The following is an 18,364-nucleotide window of genomic DNA, read 5'->3' on the forward strand; positions in this document are numbered from 1 at the left end:
TCATTGTTTCATTGGATCGCGGTCTGAGCTCGCAGATAAGTGCTCGCGGGCGAATTCAAGGGTCTTTCCCAGCCATTCTTCTTTCTGGCCGGCATTCTTGGCTTTGCGCGTGGAAACTTCCACCGCCATGGTCCCTTCCCACTGGACATCTCGCAGATATTGCAGGGATTCCGCCACGCGTTGAGTGCCCAGACCAGGCACAAGATGTTCATCTTTTCCGTTATCCAAGCCGTCGCACAGATGCACGTGGGCCAGGCGATCGCCTAGGTCCTCCACGGCCTGCCGCGAATCCATATTGGCGATGGCAGCGTGCGAGAAGTCCCACGTGACGTGCTGGTAATTCTGCGAGACGGGATTCCAATGCGGAAGGTACATCTTGGCCTCTCGGCCACGAGCGCGCCACGGGTACATGTTCTCCACGGCAATTTTCATCCCAGTGGTGTCGATAAGGCGCTGCACGCCTTCCCCGAAGTCCTCGGCGTAGGATCCTTGCCATCTGAAGGGCGGGTGGGCCACCACGACATTGGCGCCCACTGCTTGGGCGAGGATCACCGAACGCTCGACTTTAGCCCAGGCCGAGCCCCACACCTGCTGGGTGAGCAGCAAGGTCGGAGCGTGGATAGCCATGATGGGCAGCTGGTATTTGTCCATCAGCTCCTTGAGCGCGCCGGCCGACTGGCTCGCAGCATTGCCGGTAACCAGCACTTCAATGCCGTCGTATCCAACGTCTTTGGCCATGGCGAAGGCATCATGAACACTCAGCGGATAGACTGACGCGCTGGACAAGGTGACTGGCACCTTATAAGAACTCTTCTGGTCTTCCATGCCCTGCCTCCTGTTACCGTGTCCCTCAATGAATGGGACACCTGTATCACCGGGAAAGTCTAGTTGCTCGGCTCGGCGAGAAATTGGTGTTTCTCATGAGCCAGCGCAACTTCCCCCACACCAACGCTACTACTGAGCGGTGTCGCAGAGTCAAACATCACGTGATCAAAGCGTCGCAACATCAAACCTTCACGAATTGCCCAGGGACAAATTCGCACAGATTTCAATTTCAGCGCGCTCATGGCTTCATGGGCGACAATCGCACCGGCCAGCAGCTGCGGAGCACGGATCTCCGACACGCCGGGCAGTTCCGCACGCTCGGCCCAGCTCATCGCGGTCAAGCGGTTGGTCCAGAGCTTGAGGGCTTCCCGATTCAAGACGCGCTTGACGTACGGGCCCTCATCGCTCGGAGCCGCACCAGTGATGCGGGCGAGCGAACGGAAAGTCTTTGACGTGGCGGTGGCCAAGGTCGGCTTGCCGTATTGGCGCAGCTCCGTCGCTGGGTCGCTGAGAACGTCACGGACGTAGGTGCGCAGTTCCTTCACTTCCTTGATGGAAGGCAGGTCGTTAGGCAGCCATTCGCGGGTCAGGCGGCCAGCGCCCAGCGGAACCGAAAAAGCCGCCTGCGGGAACTCATCGGTTCCCCACGCCAGTTCCAGTGAACCGCCACCCATATCCAGGTTCAGGATGGATTCGGAAGACCAGCCGAACCAGCGACGTACCGAGTAGAAGGTCATGCCGGCTTCTTCTTCGCCGGTCAGTTCCATCAGGCTCACGCCGGTCTCGGTTTTCACCCGGTCCAGCACGATTGCGCCGTTGGAGGATTCGCGGATGGCCGAGGTGCAGAAGGCCATGAAGTCCTCGACCTGGTGGCTGCCGGCGAACTTCACCGCTTCATTGATGAACGAAATCAGTTCTTGCTGGCCCTCTTCGGTGATCGCACCGTATTCGTTGAGGTAGCGCACCAAGGACAGTGGACGCTTGTGCGACGCGTAGGGAACCGGGCGGGCTCCGGGGTATGCATCGACGAGCAAAAGGTGAACGGTATTCGAACCGATATCCAGTACACCTAGTCTCATGGTGCGCTCCTCATTTGGCCGTGCAAGATCTGTTAGTCAGTCTTTTTTGCGGTGGTCTTCTTGGTCGTGGTCTTCTTCGCCGGGGCCTTCTTGGCCGGGGCCTTCTTGGCAGTGCGCTTGACCGGACCACGGGCTCGCTTATCGGCCAACAGCTCGATGGCCTTTTCGCGAGTCAGTTCCTCCAGCGAGGTTCCGCGGGGAACGGTGATGTTCGTGATGCCGTCGGTGATGTACGGACCGAAACGGCCATCCTTGACCACGATGTTCTTCTCGCTGGTTGGATCCACGCCGAACTCTGCCAGCGGCGGCACCGCGGCACGACGGCCACGCTGCTTTGGCTGCGAGTAGATCTCCAAGGCTTCATCCAAGGTGATCGTGAAGATCTGGTCTTCGCTTTCGATGGACCGCGAGTCGCTGCCCTTCTTCAGGTATGGACCGAAACGACCGTTTTGCACGGTGATCTCTTCGCCCTCGGCGTCAGCGCCCAGCACGCGAGGCAAGCTCATCAGCTTCAACGCATCATCCAGGGTCACGGATTCCACGGTCATCGACTTGAACAGCGATGCGGTGCGGGGCTTGACCTTCACAGGCTTCTTTGGCGGCTTCGGCTTGCCGTTCTTGTAGTACTCCACAGGCTGCGCAGCCAGTTCCTCAGCCGTTGGCTCCGGAATGATTTCGGTGACATAGGCGCCATAGCGGCCATCCTTCGCCACGATCTTCCGACCGGTTTCCGGATCGTTGCCCAGTTCCTTCTCGGCGACCTGCGAGGTGGCGAAAAGCTCCTCGGCCTTGGCCGCGGTCAGTTCATCCGGGGCCAGGTCTTCTGGCACGTTGGCGCGCTGCGGCTCGGTGCCTTCCGGGATGGCGCGTTCCAGATATGGACCGAACTTGCCCACGCGCAAGGTGATGTCATCGGTGACGCGAATCGAGTTGATGGCGCGGGCATCGATGTCGCCGAGGTTGTCGACCACGTGCTTCAGGCCCTCGGCGTCGGTTTCCGCTCCCTTGCCGAAGTAGAACAGGTTCAGCCAATCGGTGCGTGCACGGTGGCCCTTGGCGATTTCATCCAGGTCATCTTCCAACCGGGCGGTGAAGTCGTAGTCCACGTACTTGGCGAAGTGCTCTTCGAGCAGGCGGATCACCGAGAAGGCGATCCAGCTTGGCACCAGGGCTCCGCCGCGCTTGGTCACGTAGCCGCGATCCATGATGGTGGAGATGGTCGGGGCGTAGGTCGATGGACGGCCGATTTCGCGCTTTTCCAGCTCGGCGACGATCGACGCTTCGGTGTAGCGTGCCGGCGGGGTGGTCTCATGTCCCAAGGCCAGCAGTTCGTCGCCAGCCAGGTGCTGGCCGACGGTGAGCTGAGGCAGTCGGGTTTCGGCATCCTGGGCGGCTGCTTCCAGCGCCTGCTCGTCCTTGCCTTCCTCATAGGCGGCAAGGAATCCGCGGAAGGTGATCACGGTGCCCGAAGCCGAGAATTCGGCGACACGGCGATCGCTGGCGGTGCCCTGCAGCTTGATGGTGGCGGTGAAGCCCTTGGCATCAGCCATCTGGGAGGCGACGGTGCGCTTCCAGATCAGCTCGTAGAGCGCGTATTCGTCCTTGGACAGCGAGGAGCGCACGTCCTTCGGGCGGCGGAACATGTCGCCGGCAGGGCGAATGGCTTCGTGGGCTTCCTGTGCCGCGTCGGACTTCGCCTTGTAGACGCGTGGCTTGGACGGCACGGAGTCGGCGCCGTACAACTCGGTGGCCTGCTTGCGCGCCGCGGTGGTGGCTTCCTGCGAGAGGAAGACCGAGTCGGTACGCATATAGGTGATGTAGCCGTTTTCATACAGGCGCTGAGCGATCTGCATGGTGATCTTGGAGCTCCAGCGCAGCTTGCGGGAAGCTTCCTGCTGCAGCGTCGAGGTGGTGAATGGCGCTGCCGGGCGTCGGGTGTACGGCTTGTCCTCCACCGAGGTGACGGCGAAGTCGGTGTCCGAAAGGTTCGTCACCAGCGACTGGGCGGATTCCTGGTCAAGGTGTGCCAGCTTGTTGCGCGAGGACTTGAGCTGGCCGCGGTCATCGAAGTCGCGGCCGGAGGCTACACGGGCACCGTCAACGGCAGCGAGCTTGGCTTCGAAGGCTTCGCCGTTGTTCGTGGCAAAGTTTCCCTTGACGTCCCAGTATCCTGCCGGGATGAAGGCCATGCGTTCGCGTTCGCGCTCGACCACCAAGCGGGTGGCCACCGACTGCACACGGCCTGCGGACAGGCCACGGGCCACCTTGCGCCAGAGCACGGGAGAGATTTCGTAGCCGTAGAGGCGGTCCAGGACACGGCGGGTTTCCTGGGCATCAACGAGGTCGGTATCCAGTTCGCGCATGTTCTCCAGTGCGCGGGCGATGCCTTCCTTGGTGATCTCGGTGAAGGCAAGGCGGCGTACCGGAACCTTGGGCTTGAGCACCTGCAGCAGGTGCCACGCGATGGCTTCGCCTTCGCGGTCCGCATCGGTTGCGAGGTAGAGTTCGTCGGCTTCTTTGAGCTTGGCCTTCAGCTCGGAGACACGCTTCTTCTTGTCCGGATAGACCATGTAGTACGGCTCGAAGTCATTATCCAGATCAACCGCGAACTTGCCCACCGAGGTCTTCTTGAGCTCGGTCGGAAGTTCCGATGGCTGTGGAAGATCGCGGATGTGCCCCACCGAAGCATCAACGTCGAAGCCCTCGCCCAAATACTTGGCGATTGACTTCACCTTGGCAGGAGACTCTACGATTACGAGTTTCTTACCAGTCTTTTCCTTGGCCTTGGGGGGCACAGCACTCCTTTATACAGTACGGATTTTCAGGACCTTCGCCAGGCCCATATCCAATCCGCCATCACAGCTTCGTTCTTTGTGCCTACTCTATAGCCACATTTCCCGATGATCTTACACCGAAGAATTGCTGTGCTTTGAGCGAGGCATCTTATGCAGTTGCCTCCCCGGACGTCTGATATTCGGGAAGCAACGAGATTAAGTAGAACATACGACGCGAGTCAATACTGCGTTCCTCAGCAGTAGCCTTCGCCTCGTACTCGTAGACAAGGTCCAACATCCTGCGGTTGAACTCACGCTGTTTTTCCTCCGAGAGGAAGACCAGGCCGCTGGTGAGCATTGGCGGGCGATCCGGATCCGGGGTGATCCCGGCCTTCGCTTCAGCCTCGCGTCGCTGCACCTCAGCGTTCAGTCGCGTCCTGAATGCGTTTAATTGCACGTTGAGGTACGCAGTCTTGGCATTGGTCGAGTCGATCTGCGTGTTCAGCTCCAACCGCTCGCCGGCGGCGCGCCAGCGGCGTTCGCGAGCGTCCCCTTCGCTGGCGGCGCGAATCACATAGCCGTACTTCTCCAGAGCTCGCAGGTGATAGCTCATGGCGCTGGGCGTGAGCGCGCACAACGAAGCGAGTTCGGTTGCGGTACGCGTCGTCTGGGAAGCGAAGAGCTCATCCAAGACGATTAGTCGAGCGTCATGGGCCAACGCTCGAATGGCTTGCGGGTCGGTGATGGAGACCAGATGCGGAATTCCGCTCTCCACCGTCGAGGCAACCTCAGCCTGTTCCTCAATTGTGTTGCGTGTCATAGGCAAAAACTTTAGCGCTTGTTTCACATTTTACGAAGCATGCCGTGTAGCAAGAGGCGCTTCACTGCTTCATAAAGCAACTCGGCAAAGTCCTCTTGCCCCTCTCCGATCAACGATTCTAGCGCGTTGACTAGCTGAAACACCGATAAGTCGCCATCGCACGCCGAAACAAATCCTGCCTGCGCAGTATCAAGTAATTCAGTCCTGCGCAGCCCCGCCCCCTGGCGCAGCAGAATCACTCCAGGATGCTCGGCGCCAGGACGCTGATGGCGTTCTTCGGTGACGTCATCAGCCACCAGCAAATGCCATTGCTTGAAGTCTTCCCCGGCCTCGGCCAGCGCATCAGCCATCGTTATGTCGCGCTGCAAGGTAGGAGCCAATGGCTGCTCGACCGGGTGCGTGATCTGCTCATAGCTTTGGAGCACCGGGCGCTGGCCTTCAGGACGCCGGAAGTACACCAGGCCGAAGCCGATGGCAGCGACATTCCTCGACTCGAAATCGTCGAGGTAGGCGTTGTACGCGGCGATGTACGAGTTCTGGTCTTCGGTCTGCGATGAGTCGCGCAGCCAGGTTTCGGCATAGCCGCTGGGCGTGGTCTGCTCGCGTTCGATCACCCAGACATCCAGCTTGTCGCCGAACCACTGGCGCACCCGCGCATCCCATGCAGCATTCGAATCATCTTCTAGGCGAGGAATCTCCCAATTGGAGAGCATCTGCATCGAGCCACCGGGGTTCAGGAATTCAGGAGCCTTCTCGATCAGGGTGCTTACCAGCCGGTCCCCCGCCATGCCGCCATCGCGGTAGGTGAACCGGTCCTTGGCTCGCTCTGTGGAACTGCGCGGAGTGATAACGAACGGCGGGTTGCTGGCGATCAGGTCGAATCGCTGGCCGGCGACCGGTTCGAACAAGCTGCCCTGAAGCAGCGTGACCCGTGAATCCAGGTCCTGCGGATCGAGCTTGAGCGCGCGGTGGTTGAGCAGCAGGTTGAAGCGGGCGAATCCCAAGGCGCGCTTGGACAGGTCGGTGGCCGTGACGTGCCGGGTGTGCGAGAGCAAGTGGAAGAGCTGGATGCCGCAGCCGGTGCCTAGATCAAGGGCGCGTTCAGCGTCGGCGCGAATGGTCAGCTGGGCCAGCGTCAGTGACGCCTGCCCGATACCCAGAACGTGATCGGTGCGAAGGACCCCAGGCCGCTGATGCGCACCCAGATCATGGGCCACCCACAGTTCGCCATCGGCATCGGAGGAATGCAGCGCCAACGCGACGGTGGCACGGAACCCGTTGGCCCAGGACTCGATGAGCCCCAGCTTGAGCAGGCCCTCGGTTTTCAGTTCGCTGAAGGCGGTGTTGATGGCGGATTCAGCTGCTGTCTGGCCCAGCTGGAAGAGCCGCACCACGGTAACCAGGGCGGTATCCGGCTTCTGCCGGTCCAGGATCCGCAGCGCAGGATGAATCTGGTCTCGGGCGAAAGCCGCGGCTGCTTCCTCGCCGAGCAATTCGGCAACCGGCTCGTAGCGGTAGCCGACGTTGCCCAAATCCTTTGCAAGCAAGTCGAGCAGGGCTTGGTCGGCACTCTGAGGGGTATCGTCTAAGGCAGAAAATTCAGCGGCATTCACACCTTCCAGTCTACCTAGTCATGCAACCGCCGACAGATAGGCCATCGCGCCAAAGCGACACTAGGATATGGACATGACGCAAGTGACAGTAACCTTTCTCCAGCAGCTGAGCTCCAGCGAAGTCATCCCCGCTGCCAAGTCCCTGCCGGACACCGCCCGCATCGAACTGGCGGCCGGGATCACCCCGGAGTACTCGCGGTTCCTCTACCAATGCGTTGGCAGCGAATTGAACTGGGCCGACAGGCTGGATTCAACACGCGAACAATGGAATGAAGTGTTGCAGCGCCCCGGCTCAGAAACCTGGGTCCTGTATCTCGACGGCTCGCCCAAGGGATATTTTGAACTCGTGACCGCTAGCGGGCCCACAGGCAGCGAGGTCGAGATCTTCTACTTCGGGCTTTTCCCGGAAGCCACCGGCCAAGGCCTCGGAGGCGTACTGCTCACCGAAGCGCTGAACAGTGCTTGGAGCCTTGCAACGCGCTGGCCCGGGATTCCCGGCATCACCCGCGTGTGGCTTCATACCTGTTCCCTCGATGGGCCCGCGGCCCTGCCGAACTATCAGGCACGCGGGCTGAAGATCTATCGCACCGAAGTCGAGGATTCACAGGTGCGCGACGCTTCGCTGGGATTGTGGCCTGAACCAGCGGCATAATCCGCAAAAAGAAATCGGCACCAGCGATCCTGAATGAAAGCTGGTGCCGATGCACATTTAGTGGCGCTTTTTAGGCGTCGACGCTGCTGCAATCCGGGCAGCGGCGGAGGTTTTCGTCCTTCGCGCAGTCTTCGCAGAACAAGCGCAGGTTGCGGCAGGTTGGGTTCGAGCAGTTCTCGAACTTGTTCGTTGGGCCCTCGCAGCCCACGCATTTGCCGATGGTTGCCGCGTTCTCGGAGAACTCGGTGTGCATGCGCTTGTCGAAGACGTAGAGCGAGCCTTCCCACAGGCCTTCGTCGCCGTACTTCTCGCCGTAGCGGACGATGCCGCCCTGCATCTGGTAGACCTCCTGGAAGCCGCGCTTGACCATGAGGGCCGACAAGACTTCGCAGCGGATGCCGCCGGTGCAATAGGTGACTACAGGCTGGTCCTTCAGGTGGTCGTATTTGCCGGAGTCCAGCTCGGCCACGAAGTCACGCGTGGTATCCACCTCGGGAACGATAGCGTCCTTGAACTTGCCGATCTGGGCTTCGAAGGCATTGCGTCCATCGAAGAAGTGGACCTTTTCACCGGATTTCTTCTTGGTGTCCACCAGCTCGTGCAGTTCTTCGGGACGCAGATGCGTGCCGCCGCCGACAACACCGTTCTCATCAACTTCGAGCTCGCCTGGCGCACCGAAGGTGACGATCTCATCGCGGACCTTTACCGAGATGCGGGGGAAGTCTTCAGCGGAGCCTTCGGACCACTTGATATCCATCTTCTTGAAGGCAGGAAGCTCGCGGGTAGCTTTGACATAAGCCTTGACGGCAGAGATCTCGCCACCGACAGTGCCGTTGATGCCGTCTTTGGAGATGATGATGCGTCCGCGCAGTCCCCAGCGCTCCAGTAATGAGCGCTGCCACAAGCGGATAGCCTCTGGGTCAGGAAGCGGAGTAAATGCGTAATACAGAACAATGCGATGAATGGCCACCATACAATATTAGTAGCTTTTGGTCGCGAAACGCCGAGTAAAAGAGCAACGTCACACTGATTAGTCCCGTTTTTTCCGGTACTCCGGTAGTCCAAGAGTTTCAAGTAGGCAACGATTAGTTCAATGTCAGCAAATTCCTAGGAAAGACAAGGTAGGGTCAAATTATGGCATCAAACGCAAGCGATGAACTGATCGGCACCTGGGTAACCGGCTGGGCAGGAGCCCGTGGCTATGAAACTCGCAATGAGGGACGAGTCCATGCTGCTCTGCGCCACGACACTACTGAGGACTGGGAATACGTAATCTACGGCCCGTCCAAAGAAGAACTAGCCGCGGTCGCCGAAACCTTGAAGAAGCACCCTAATCGTCGACTGACCGCTTTCGACGCTTCTGCTGAGAACTTGGTCGCAATCGCCAACGAAGTTGGCTTGCAGGTCACCTCCGATGACGAAGCACTGATGGTCACCGAGCTAGCTGTGCACGACGTCGAGGTTCCACTGCCCGCTGACGGTTTCGTCTTCCAGATTGAACGCGACGGCACCCACGCGTACGTTTCACTGCACCCTGAGGACAACCAGGAAATTGTTGCTGCTTCGGGTCATGTATCTGCGGTCAGCGGCTTCGCCATCTTCGACCGCATCATCACCGGCGCCGACTTCCGCCGCCAGGGCCTTGGCACCTTGATCATGCGCGCTTTGGCTTCTTTGGCCCAGGAACACGACGTTGATGAAGGACTGCTGATCGCTTCGGTCGATGGACAGCAACTCTATGCTTCCTTGGGATGGACCTCCCTGGGCAAAGTCGTGATGTTCAAGGGCTAAGCCTTCCAGTATTTTTTCTCTCGCCGTATCCAGCGCATCAAACCGCTGGGTACGGCGATAGTCTTTAACTTCAGCAGTTCTTGGTTCCGAAAGGCGTCCACGTGAAGTCAGTGCGTTCTCTATTGGATCCGTATGACCGGAGCAATGACCCCGAGGCCGTGCTTCATCGCCGTTCCCGGGCCGCCAAGGATGAAATCACCAGCGACTGGCCTCAATGGTTGAGCCCTGAACTGGTCGAGACATTCCAGGGATTGGGAATCCAGAGCCCCTGGCTGCACCAGGCCCAGGCCGCCAATCTGATCCATGAGGGCCAGCACACCATAGTCTCCACCGGCACAGCCTCCGGAAAATCGATGGCCTACCTGATGCCAAGCCTGGATGTCTTGTTCAAGTCCCGGGACAGCGGATTCAATGACGCAGACTCCGCGGCATCAATCCTCTATATCTGCCCGACCAAGGCCTTGGCGGCGGACCAGCTTTCGGCGGTGCAGGCCCTCGATATCCCCGGTGTGCGCGCCTCCGCCTACGATGGGGACACGGACCAGGCGACAAGGACCTGGGTCCGCCAGCACGCGAACTTCGTTTTCACCAATCCCGATATGCTGCACCGAGGGATCATGCCGAATCATCCGGCCTGGTCGAGGTTCTTCAAGCGGTTGCGGTACATCATCATCGACGAGGCCCACTCCTACCGCGGCGTTTTCGGGGCGCACGTTGCGAACCTCATGCGCCGGTTGCGCCGGATCTGCGCACACTACGGCAACTCCCCTATTTTTATTGGAGCCTCCGCCACCAGCTCCGATCCGGAAGAATCATTCGGCCGGCTCATCGGGGCTCCAGCCCAGGCCGTCACCCATGATTTCTCGGCCAGCGGCGAACTTGTCATCGGTTTGTGGGAACCTCCGCTGACAGAACACCGCGGCGAAAACGGGGCTCCAGTGCGCCGCACGGCGATTGCCGAAAGCGCCTCGATTCTCACCGACCTCATGGCCGACCACACCCGGACCATCGTCTTCATCAAGTCGCGTCGAGGCGCCGAAACCATCGCCACGCTCACGCGCAAGCATCTTGAACGCTTTGCGCCCGAACTCTCGGTTCGCCTAGCGGCCTATCGTTCCGGCTACCTTCCGACTGAACGCCGTGAAGTCGAAAGGCAGCTTCGCAGCGGGGAGCTTCTTGGCGTGACCTCTACCTCGGCCCTGGAATTGGGCATTGATATCGCTGGGCTCGACGCAGTGGTGGTTGCGGGATGGCCGGGCACGCGTGCCTCGTTCTTCCAGCAAATCGGTCGCGCAGGCCGTTCCGGGCAGGATGCCCTGGCCATCTTTGTTGCCGGGGAAGATCCACTGGATACCTATCTTGCCCATCATCCCGAGGCTATTTTCGATTTGGGCGTCGAGGCGACGGTTTTTGATCCTCACAATAAATACGTGCTCAGCGGACATCTTTGCGCAGCAGCCCAAGAATCCCCGTTGCGTCCCGAGGAACTCGAGCTCTTCGGACCTCACACCGAAGAGCTTTTGGAATCACTGGTGCAACGCGGGTACCTCAGGCGGCGTCCGGCCGGCTGGTTCTGGACCCACCCCCAACATGCGGCGGCGATGTTCTCCATCCGTGCAGATGGCGGAGGCCCAGTGGACATCATTGACGCGGATACCGGCGCTTTGCTGGGAACCATGGATTCACCGCAAACTCATTATCAGGCGCACCCCGGGGCCATTTATGTCCATCAAGGCGCCAGCTACCACGTCGAAGAATTGGATGAGCAAAACCATGTAGTCGTGGTGACCCGGGTCAACCCCGACTACTACACCACAGCACGCGACCTGACTACTGTCGCCGTGGAAGCCGAGGAGCGCAAGAGCAGCCACCGAGATCTGAATATCCATTTCGGTGAAGTCACCGTCACCACCCAGGTCGTCTCGTTCCAGCGGAAGTCCGTCGCCTCCAATGAGGTGCTTTCCGAGGAGCCCTTGGAGCTGGAGGCCCGCGACCTGAACACCAAATCCGTATGGTTCACGATGACCGAGCAGCGACTGCTGCGCGCCGGGCTCATCGTCGACCAGTTCCCCGGTGCGCTGCATGCTGCCGAGCACGCGATGATTGGCTTGTTGCCGCTGGTTGCTACCAGCGACCGTTGGGATATCGGTGGCGTTTCCACGGCGCTGCATATGGATACCGGGCACCCGACCATCTTCGTCTATGACGCCCAGCCCGGTGGAGCTGGCTTTGCCGAGCGCGGTTTCGAACGATTTACCGATTGGGTCAGGGCAACACGGGACGCTATCGAATCATGCGAGTGCCAGCATGGTTGCCCTAGCTGCGTGCAGTCGCCCAAATGCGGCAATCGAAATAACCCGCTGGATAAAGCCGGAGCCATCATGCTCCTGGGTGCCGTCTTGGATGATGTGGAACCACGCCACCATCGGTAGTCATCTGACCTGTCTGCCTGGCTCAGCCTGATCCAGCGGAGGTGCTCCCGCCCGGGCCTTGGCCGTCGCTGAATAAAGCTCGAGGCCCAAGGCCTGGAATGACACCGGGACCTTGGCAGAGACCATGACAGTTTGCCCGTCGGGTTCGACAATGCAGGTTTCAAGGGACGCATGGTTCATCTGGGCCAAGGACCGGGCGACCTCGCAGGGATCGCCCGGACGCAATCCCCGCGCAGTGTCTGCCCCGGCCAAGGCAGCCAAATCGGCGGCGGCTGCCGCATTCATCGCCGCATGCACCGCAGCCACCCACGCGAGAGTAGCCCCGGCCAAAAGCAGAGCAACGATGACCAAGGCGGTCGTGGCAACAGTGCCGCTGCCCCGCTCAGATTTCAGAAGCGAAAAATACTGGTTCATTCGACTGCCACACTCGCCTCGCCATGGATTTGGACTCCTCCCACGATCGGGATCCGCACCGTTTTGCGAACAGTGGCCTTGGCAAACCCGCCACCTTGGGAGATAGAGAAACTGGCTTTGTCCCCTGCCAGTCGAACTCCGCTGGAGCGTGCGGTTGCCTGGTCTTCGCCGCGGGCCAGTTCCCTGGCCATGGCGCCCGCGGCCTGTTGCACCTGGATTTGTTGTATGCCCAACGTCCCCAAACACAACAGCAGTGAAAGCATCAACGCGACCGCGGGGAGCAGCACCGCGAACTCCGCGGTGCTGCTCCCCTTGTCGTCACTGAACTTCATGGCCTACAGCGACAAGGCTTTAGTGATCAAGCCCATCAGCATTCCACGCACATCACCGCTGGAAAGGATGCTGATCAACAGCCCGGCGAAAGCCACGGCTGCCAGGGTGACCATAGCGAATTCGGCCGTGGTGGAGCCTTGCTCGTCCTCCAGCTGATCCATGATCTCGCGGAATTGTCGGTTCATTGTTTTGACCTTTCTTGATTTTTCTTGTCGACGGCCTGGATACCGTTGACGATGTAATCCCACTGTCAGCCAGTTGCGGGATATCCCTCTGCGCTTCGCAACGATTTGGGTATAACTTCTTCGAGCAACCTCCGGCTGGGCACTACATGCTGGGGAACAACGCGATGATCAGCGGCACAACGCCTAAGGCGATGAACGCTGGCAAAGCGCAGGCACCTAGAGGCAGCACGAGCCGTGTGCCGAACTGCGCACCGAGCCGCGCCACCTTTTGGGTGTGTTCCCTGCGCTGCAGGGCTGCGGTATTGCGCAGTAACGTCGCGGCCGGAGCTCCAGTGGTATGAGCGAAGTGCAAGGCCTTTTGCAGGGGCGACAACCATTCAGGCGCGGCTTCCCAAGCTTTGTCCCATGACAGATTCATTTCCAGGCATCTGGCTACGCTGCGAAGGACCCGGCACTGCTCGATGCTGCTGCCAAGCAGGTCGAGGATGTCCGTGATGGGCATTCCGGAATCCAGAAGGCTGGCGCTCAAGTCCAGCACCAATTCGATGGGCTGGGGCTCGGATTTATGCTGACGCACAGGATTTATCGGACTCCCCAGCTTCGACGTTCGCCCTGAAAAACCCACGCCAAAGGCCAGGACACCGGCGAGCGCAACGCAAAGGATAATCAGCAGGTTCATGACAGAGCCTGCGCCGTCGTTGTCCGCATCAGACGCTGGCACCACACACGGTTCGCTGCCCACAGCCCAGCTCCAACAGCGACGCTCAATTGCGCAGCCCATGAAGAAGCCAGGGTCCCCAGGACATCAATGCCAACGAGCAGGCCGAAGCCGAAGCCCACCAGCGGCAGCCAGGTCAACAGTTTCGTCGTGGCCTTGGGCCCGGCCATCGCCGCGTCGAAGGACTGCTGGGCCACCAGAGCAGACTCGAGATCTTCGGCCAGCCGTTCAAGCACGTCTGCCAAGCTCGCGCCGCTGCGCTGAGAAATCTGCAGGCACCAATGCAGCCGCTGCACCGCAGAATGCTCCGTTGACGTGTGAATAATTTGCTGGTTATTCAAGCGATGGGTTGCCTGAAGATCTTTGAGTGCTTGAACGATATGCCCCGAGTCATTTTCGACCTCCAAGAGCGCGTCCACGGCGGGATAAAAACCCAGGCCGCTGCGCAGCAATGCTGAAAGCTCGCGAATGACGCGCGCGTCTTCATCCAGGGAATGATGAGCCTGATGTGGTCGCCGGTCGGAGCCTTTCAAGATCCTCCAATTTTTCGCGAAGAAGTTTCCCTGTTCCTTGCCGGCCGGCAGCCAGAGCCACAGGGCCATGGCGCTCAAGATCAAAATCAGCATGGGCTCTCTCCCGTGCCGTTCAGCTTTAATAACTGCTCTGATAGTGCCGCGGTGAGCGTGGACCCGAATTTTTGCTCCAGCACCTGATGCGCGTCTGCAGATAATGGATTGTCGCTGTGCATGTTGATCAGCGTGCGCATGCGCATGCGCCCTGAGTCATCGGTTTCCAGAGAGCCCAAGGAAATCGGCCCACGCCGTCCCCGCTCGCCGCGGCTCATATGAATGACCAGGTCCAACGCGCTTGAAGCCTGCAACGACGTGGCTTGGACACTCCAGCCCGCTAGGGCGCCAAGCGCTGCGAGTCGCGCTGGGACAGAGGCCGGGTTATTGGCATGCAATGTTCCAGCTGCCCCTTGATGTCCGGTATTCATAGCGGCGAGGAAGTCCCTGATTTCTTCTCCGCGGCATTCCCCGACAATCAGCCGGTCTGGACGCATGCGCAAGGCTTGAACAACAAGGTCCTTGAGCTGAACGAGACCGGCTGCTTCCACATTCGCCGAACGGGTCTGCAGCGAGACAGCGTGCGGGTGGTTGATCTGCAGTTCTTGGGAGTCTTCAACCACCACCAGCCGCTGTTGCGCATCTGCCTCGGCGAGCATGGCTTGGAGCAAGGTCGTCTTGCCGCTGCCGGTTCCTCCGGTCACCAGGAAATTCATCTGCCTTTGGATGACGCTGCGCAGCAATGGCGTCCAGAATGGCGGCGAATATTGCAGGACTTCGTCAAGGCCCAGTCGGCTCGCATGCTTGACGCGGATCGAAATGAGAGGGCCTCGGGTGGCAATGGGCGGAAGCACTGCGTGGACTCGATAGTTTCTCAAGCTCATATCCATGAACGGGCTAGCTGCATCCAGCCGTCTTCCGGCAAGCGTGGCCAGATGCACTGCCAATTCCCGAACTCGTTCAGCGGAAGAGAACCTGAATTCCATTAGCTCCAAACCACGCGGTGAGTCCGTCCAGACCTGGCCCTGCCCGTCAACGAGCACATCAGTGACGTCAGGGATCCTCGCGAAGGGTTCCAGGACTGATAAGCCGGCGACCTCGTGTTGCAGGGACTCCAACGACTGTGCAGCGCCCTGTGCACCCAGCGCGGCTCCGGAATCATGGACGGCGCCCGCCAACGCAATGGCATCCAGTTGTCCGCCGGAGGCCAGCGCCCGCTCCCGGACCGATTCCAGGATCTTGGCGTTCAGGACATGAGCGGTGGAGCCGTTCTCGTAGTCTTCGCTGTGCTTTCCTGTGTTCATGAGTTCTGGCCTTGAACCTGCGGAATAAGACAAAGATTGGCCAGCGACTGCCGCACACGGCGAGACTTGAAGCTGTCAAGCAACTCACCTCTTTGATCCGCTTTGATGATGCGCGATGAGATGGGGAAGGAACCCAGTATTTCTGTGCTGATCGCTGGTTCACAACGTGCGCGTTGTTCCCCGCAGAGCACTGCTTCGCCACGCTGCGGGAGGCAGGAGGCCTGCGCGGTGAAGACCTGCCGGTCAATGAATTGATTGATCACTGATTGCAAGGGGTGCGGGTAGCGCCCGGTATCCAAGACCACCAGGTCAAAACCCTGGCGCGCAGCGGCGAGCAGCCGGATGATCAGCTGTTCCTCGACGGCCTCGTGCTCGCTGGTCCCTGACCAGGTCAGCACCGAGGTGTTGCGAAGTTGCGGCAGGGTTTCGGCAAGCTGATGCGCTGCAAGCCGGCCGCCGGAGTGTTGCAGCTCTTCCCAGCCGACACCTGTGGGCGGCTTTGTGCTGGCCCGTGGCCACAGGGTTTGGGAATGCGGATCCATGTCAATGACTACGCTGCGCAGGCCAGTCAGTGTTCCTGCATGGGCAACGAGCAGAGCCAAGGTGCTGGTTCCCAACCCTCCGGCGGTGGCCGTGAATGCCAGGGTATGGCCATGGCCTGCCCGCATGGCCCACAACCCCAGGTATTCCCCGAGCCACTGACCTGCAGAAGGCAAAAGGGCCACCCGGGCTTTGGGGAATCTGCTGGCCTGCGACCATAATTGGCTGCCTTCTGATTCGAGTCCCACCAGGACATCCACTCGATGCCCGTCGTTGTTCGCCAACCCGGCCAGGTCGCTGCCCCAGAGCACCGGACCGCTAGCGGTGAGCCGAAGCGTTTCAGGGTCGGTGCACTGGATGATGCGCACCGCGGCACCCACCGCAATGGCGGCACAGGATTCGACGATCCGCGGATCCGCGCTGACGATGGTGCATACCGGTTCCTGGGTGGTTGCCTGCTCGGCTGCGGGCGCCTGTTCTGTTGGCATGACGGAGACGAGGTCATCAAGGTTCGTCATCACGAAGCGATTGTTCTTCTGCGGCTCAAGAGCCAGTGGAGTGTCGGTTAGCCATTTCATTTCTTGAGCGTCGCATCGGTGCGCTGGGTCCGGTGCAGGCTTGGGCCCGAATGGGGATATCTGCTCTGGGCACGGCACAATGTAGTTATGAGTGCCCTTGCCTTCCTTGCATCTGATCCCGATGGCTACGCTCTCATAGATCTGCGGGACAGCGATTCGGCGCACCCGCTGCGTGAAGTCCTGTCGGTATCCCGTGAAGACTTCGCGCAAGTCGTGACGTGGATCGAGGCCGAATTCGAGCCTCGCTGGGCCATGCTTCGGACCACCCCGTGGATGCAGCCGTTGATTTCCGCCGGCGTTTTCCTCGCCAAGGCCTACGTGCTCTCATTGGCACAGCGCATCATGCACCGCACTCCGCTGGCTGCCGAACAGGTCGAGGATTTCGACCTGGAACGCCCCGTTCCAGCCACCGACCGCTTTAATCAGGATGCGCTGTTTGATACGCCGGCCTTTGGCGAATCCCTGGAAGATGTCATCGCACTTTACACCCAGCAGCGCCGTGCCCTGCCCCAGGACCCGGCAGCCCGCAAACGCCTGGAACTGCTGATCCATGCCGAATCGGTGGGGGCTCTGATCGCCTGCGAAATGGAGCATGCGGGACTGTCATGGGATGAAGCCGGGCACCGGGCCCTTTTGCGCGAGCAGCTCGGCGAGCGGGTTTCGGAGTACGCCCGCCCGCCGAAGCTGGCGGCCAAGGCCCAGGAATTAGCGGCCGCGCTGAAGACTCCCGGACTGAATCCCGACTCGCCCCAGGAACTGCTCAAGGCCCTGCACAAGGCGGGGTTCGCGGTGCGTTCGGTGCGCGCCTGGGAACTGGAGCAGATCAGCCACCCGGTGATCCAGCAAGTCATGGAGTACAAGAAGCTCTCGCGCCTGGCCAGCGCCCACGGCGACATGTGGCTGGAGCAGTGGGTGAAAAATGGCCGCTTCCACCCGCATTACGTCCTGGGCACCGTGGTCTCCGGGCGGTGGGCGGCCTCCGGCGGCGGCGCCTTGCAGCTGCCCCATGCCATCCGCCAGGTAGTGCGCACCGGGCCGGGACGCACCTTTGTCGTCGCCGATGGCCGGCAGCTGGAACCGCGCATCCTGGCGGCGATCTCCAATGACCAGCAATTGCAGCAGGCCGGCCAGCAGGATGACCTGTACCAGTGGCTCTTGGATGCAAAGCTGGTTTCGACCCGCCAAGACGCCAAACTGGGCATGCTCTCGGTGATCTATGGCGGTGGCGGCGGAGCCAGCGGCACGGTGGGCGCCGCGCTGACAAAGAGCTTCCCCACGGCCATGCGCTTTGTGGAGCAAGCGGCGCTGGCCGGGCAGCAGGGCGAAGGCGTTCGCAGCTTCCTGGGCCGTGGCTGCCCGCCGGCGGATGAGCAGTGGATGCGGGCCCAGCGCGATACCGCCGATGAGGCCTCCCAGCGCTCTGCCGATGCCGCGGCCCGGGCGCGTGGGCGCTTCACCCGGAATTTTGTGGTCCAGGCGACCGCGGCCGAATGGGCGCTGGTATGGATGGGCCATGCCCGCCACCTGATCCACCAGGCCGGGTGGGGCCGGGATTGCCAGCAGGTCTTCTTCGTGCACGACGAGCTCGTCTTCGAATGCCCCGAGGAGCTGGCCGAGCAGCTGCAGCGGCTGATCCAGCATGCCGCGCTGCTGGCCGGACGCACGCTCTTTGGCGCCGCGTCCCCGCACTTCCCGGTCAGCGTCGCGATTTCCGCCAATTACGGGGACGCCAAGTAGCGC

The 18,364-nt window shown here is 60.6% G+C and carries 17 protein-coding genes; 4 read left to right on the top strand and 13 right to left on the bottom strand.

Annotated elements, in window-relative coordinates:
• The 5 genes from D3791_RS03695 to D3791_RS03715 form a co-directional block, all read right to left on the bottom strand.
• Positions 1–825, bottom strand: coding sequence for a sugar phosphate isomerase/epimerase family protein (locus D3791_RS03695; protein WP_022874260.1), 825 nt, complete (start codon positions 823–825; stop codon positions 1–3).
• Positions 826–884: 59 nt separating this feature from the next.
• Positions 885–1,904: a Ppx/GppA family phosphatase gene (locus D3791_RS03700; protein WP_022874261.1), complete on the bottom strand. Its 1,020-nt coding sequence runs from the start codon at positions 1,902–1,904 to the stop codon at positions 885–887.
• A gap of 32 nt (positions 1,905–1,936) precedes the next feature.
• Entirely contained in the window at positions 1,937–4,699 is a 2,763-nt protein-coding gene (topA, locus tag D3791_RS03705; RefSeq protein ID WP_172511316.1) for a type I DNA topoisomerase, read from the bottom strand.
• Positions 4,700–4,847: 148 nt separating this feature from the next.
• The gene (locus D3791_RS03710; protein ID WP_028268359.1) at positions 4,848–5,498 is read right to left on the bottom strand and encodes an ArsR/SmtB family transcription factor; all 651 of its coding nucleotides are present in this window, start codon (positions 5,496–5,498) and stop codon (positions 4,848–4,850) included.
• 23 nt (positions 5,499–5,521) lie between these two features.
• A complete protein-coding gene (locus D3791_RS03715; RefSeq protein ID WP_172511317.1) occupies positions 5,522–7,111 on the bottom strand; it encodes a DUF7059 domain-containing protein in 1,590 nt (529 codons plus the stop codon).
• 73 nt (positions 7,112–7,184) lie between these two features.
• Here D3791_RS03715 and D3791_RS03720 point away from each other — a divergent pair, with 73 nt between their 5' ends.
• Positions 7,185–7,763 carry a GNAT family N-acetyltransferase gene (locus D3791_RS03720; RefSeq protein WP_022874265.1) on the top strand — a complete coding sequence of 193 codons (579 nt, stop codon included), beginning with the start codon at positions 7,185–7,187 and terminating at the stop codon, positions 7,761–7,763.
• 70 nt (positions 7,764–7,833) lie between these two features.
• On the opposite strand, the gene trhO is transcribed toward D3791_RS03720, so the two are convergent.
• Positions 7,834–8,733, bottom strand: coding sequence for an oxygen-dependent tRNA uridine(34) hydroxylase TrhO (trhO, locus tag D3791_RS03725; RefSeq protein ID WP_028268361.1), 900 nt, complete (start codon positions 8,731–8,733; stop codon positions 7,834–7,836).
• 164 nt (positions 8,734–8,897) lie between these two features.
• Between trhO and D3791_RS03730 the strand changes: the two genes are divergently transcribed.
• Complete coding sequence (locus D3791_RS03730) at positions 8,898–9,554, top strand: GNAT family N-acetyltransferase (protein ID WP_022874267.1); 657 nt, start codon at positions 8,898–8,900, stop codon at positions 9,552–9,554.
• 101 nt (positions 9,555–9,655) lie between these two features.
• A complete protein-coding gene (locus tag D3791_RS03735; protein ID WP_172511318.1) occupies positions 9,656–11,986 on the top strand; it encodes a DEAD/DEAH box helicase in 2,331 nt (776 codons plus the stop codon).
• Here D3791_RS03735 and D3791_RS03740 read toward each other — a convergent pair whose 3' ends face one another.
• From D3791_RS03740 to D3791_RS03770, 7 genes are all read right to left on the bottom strand, one after another.
• Complete coding sequence (locus D3791_RS03740) at positions 11,987–12,400, bottom strand: Rv3654c family TadE-like protein (protein WP_172511319.1); 414 nt, start codon at positions 12,398–12,400, stop codon at positions 11,987–11,989. It lies immediately after the preceding gene.
• The gene (locus D3791_RS03745) at positions 12,397–12,732 is read right to left on the bottom strand and encodes a TadE family type IV pilus minor pilin (protein ID WP_022874270.1); all 336 of its coding nucleotides are present in this window, start codon (positions 12,730–12,732) and stop codon (positions 12,397–12,399) included. Before D3791_RS03745 ends, D3791_RS03740 begins: the two co-directional genes overlap by 4 nt.
• A 3-nt stretch (positions 12,733–12,735) precedes the next feature.
• Positions 12,736–12,918, bottom strand: a complete 183-nt coding sequence (locus D3791_RS03750) for a DUF4244 domain-containing protein (protein WP_022874271.1) — start codon at positions 12,916–12,918, stop codon at positions 12,736–12,738.
• Positions 12,919–13,060: 142 nt separating this feature from the next.
• A complete protein-coding gene (locus D3791_RS03755; protein ID WP_172511320.1) occupies positions 13,061–13,597 on the bottom strand; it encodes a type II secretion system F family protein in 537 nt (178 codons plus the stop codon).
• Positions 13,594–14,262 (bottom strand): type II secretion system F family protein, encoded by a 669-nt coding sequence (locus tag D3791_RS03760; protein WP_172511321.1) that lies wholly within the window; start codon positions 14,260–14,262, stop codon positions 13,594–13,596. The genes D3791_RS03755 and D3791_RS03760 overlap by 4 nt, the downstream gene beginning before the upstream one ends.
• Entirely contained in the window at positions 14,256–15,506 is a 1,251-nt protein-coding gene (locus D3791_RS03765; protein ID WP_172511322.1) for a TadA family conjugal transfer-associated ATPase, read from the bottom strand. Before D3791_RS03765 ends, D3791_RS03760 begins: the two co-directional genes overlap by 7 nt.
• Positions 15,503–16,624: a CpaE-like family protein gene (locus D3791_RS03770; RefSeq protein WP_022874275.1), complete on the bottom strand. Its 1,122-nt coding sequence runs from the start codon at positions 16,622–16,624 to the stop codon at positions 15,503–15,505. Before D3791_RS03770 ends, D3791_RS03765 begins: the two co-directional genes overlap by 4 nt.
• An 87-nt stretch (positions 16,625–16,711) precedes the next feature.
• Between D3791_RS03770 and D3791_RS03775 the strand changes: the two genes are divergently transcribed.
• Positions 16,712–18,361, top strand: a complete 1,650-nt coding sequence (locus D3791_RS03775; protein WP_172511323.1) for a bifunctional 3'-5' exonuclease/DNA polymerase — start codon at positions 16,712–16,714, stop codon at positions 18,359–18,361.
• Positions 18,362–18,364: the final 3 nt, after the last annotated feature.

It is taken from the genome of Glutamicibacter mishrai (assembly GCF_012221945.1).
GTDB classification, from domain to species: Bacteria; Actinomycetota; Actinomycetes; order Actinomycetales; family Micrococcaceae; genus Glutamicibacter; species Glutamicibacter mishrai.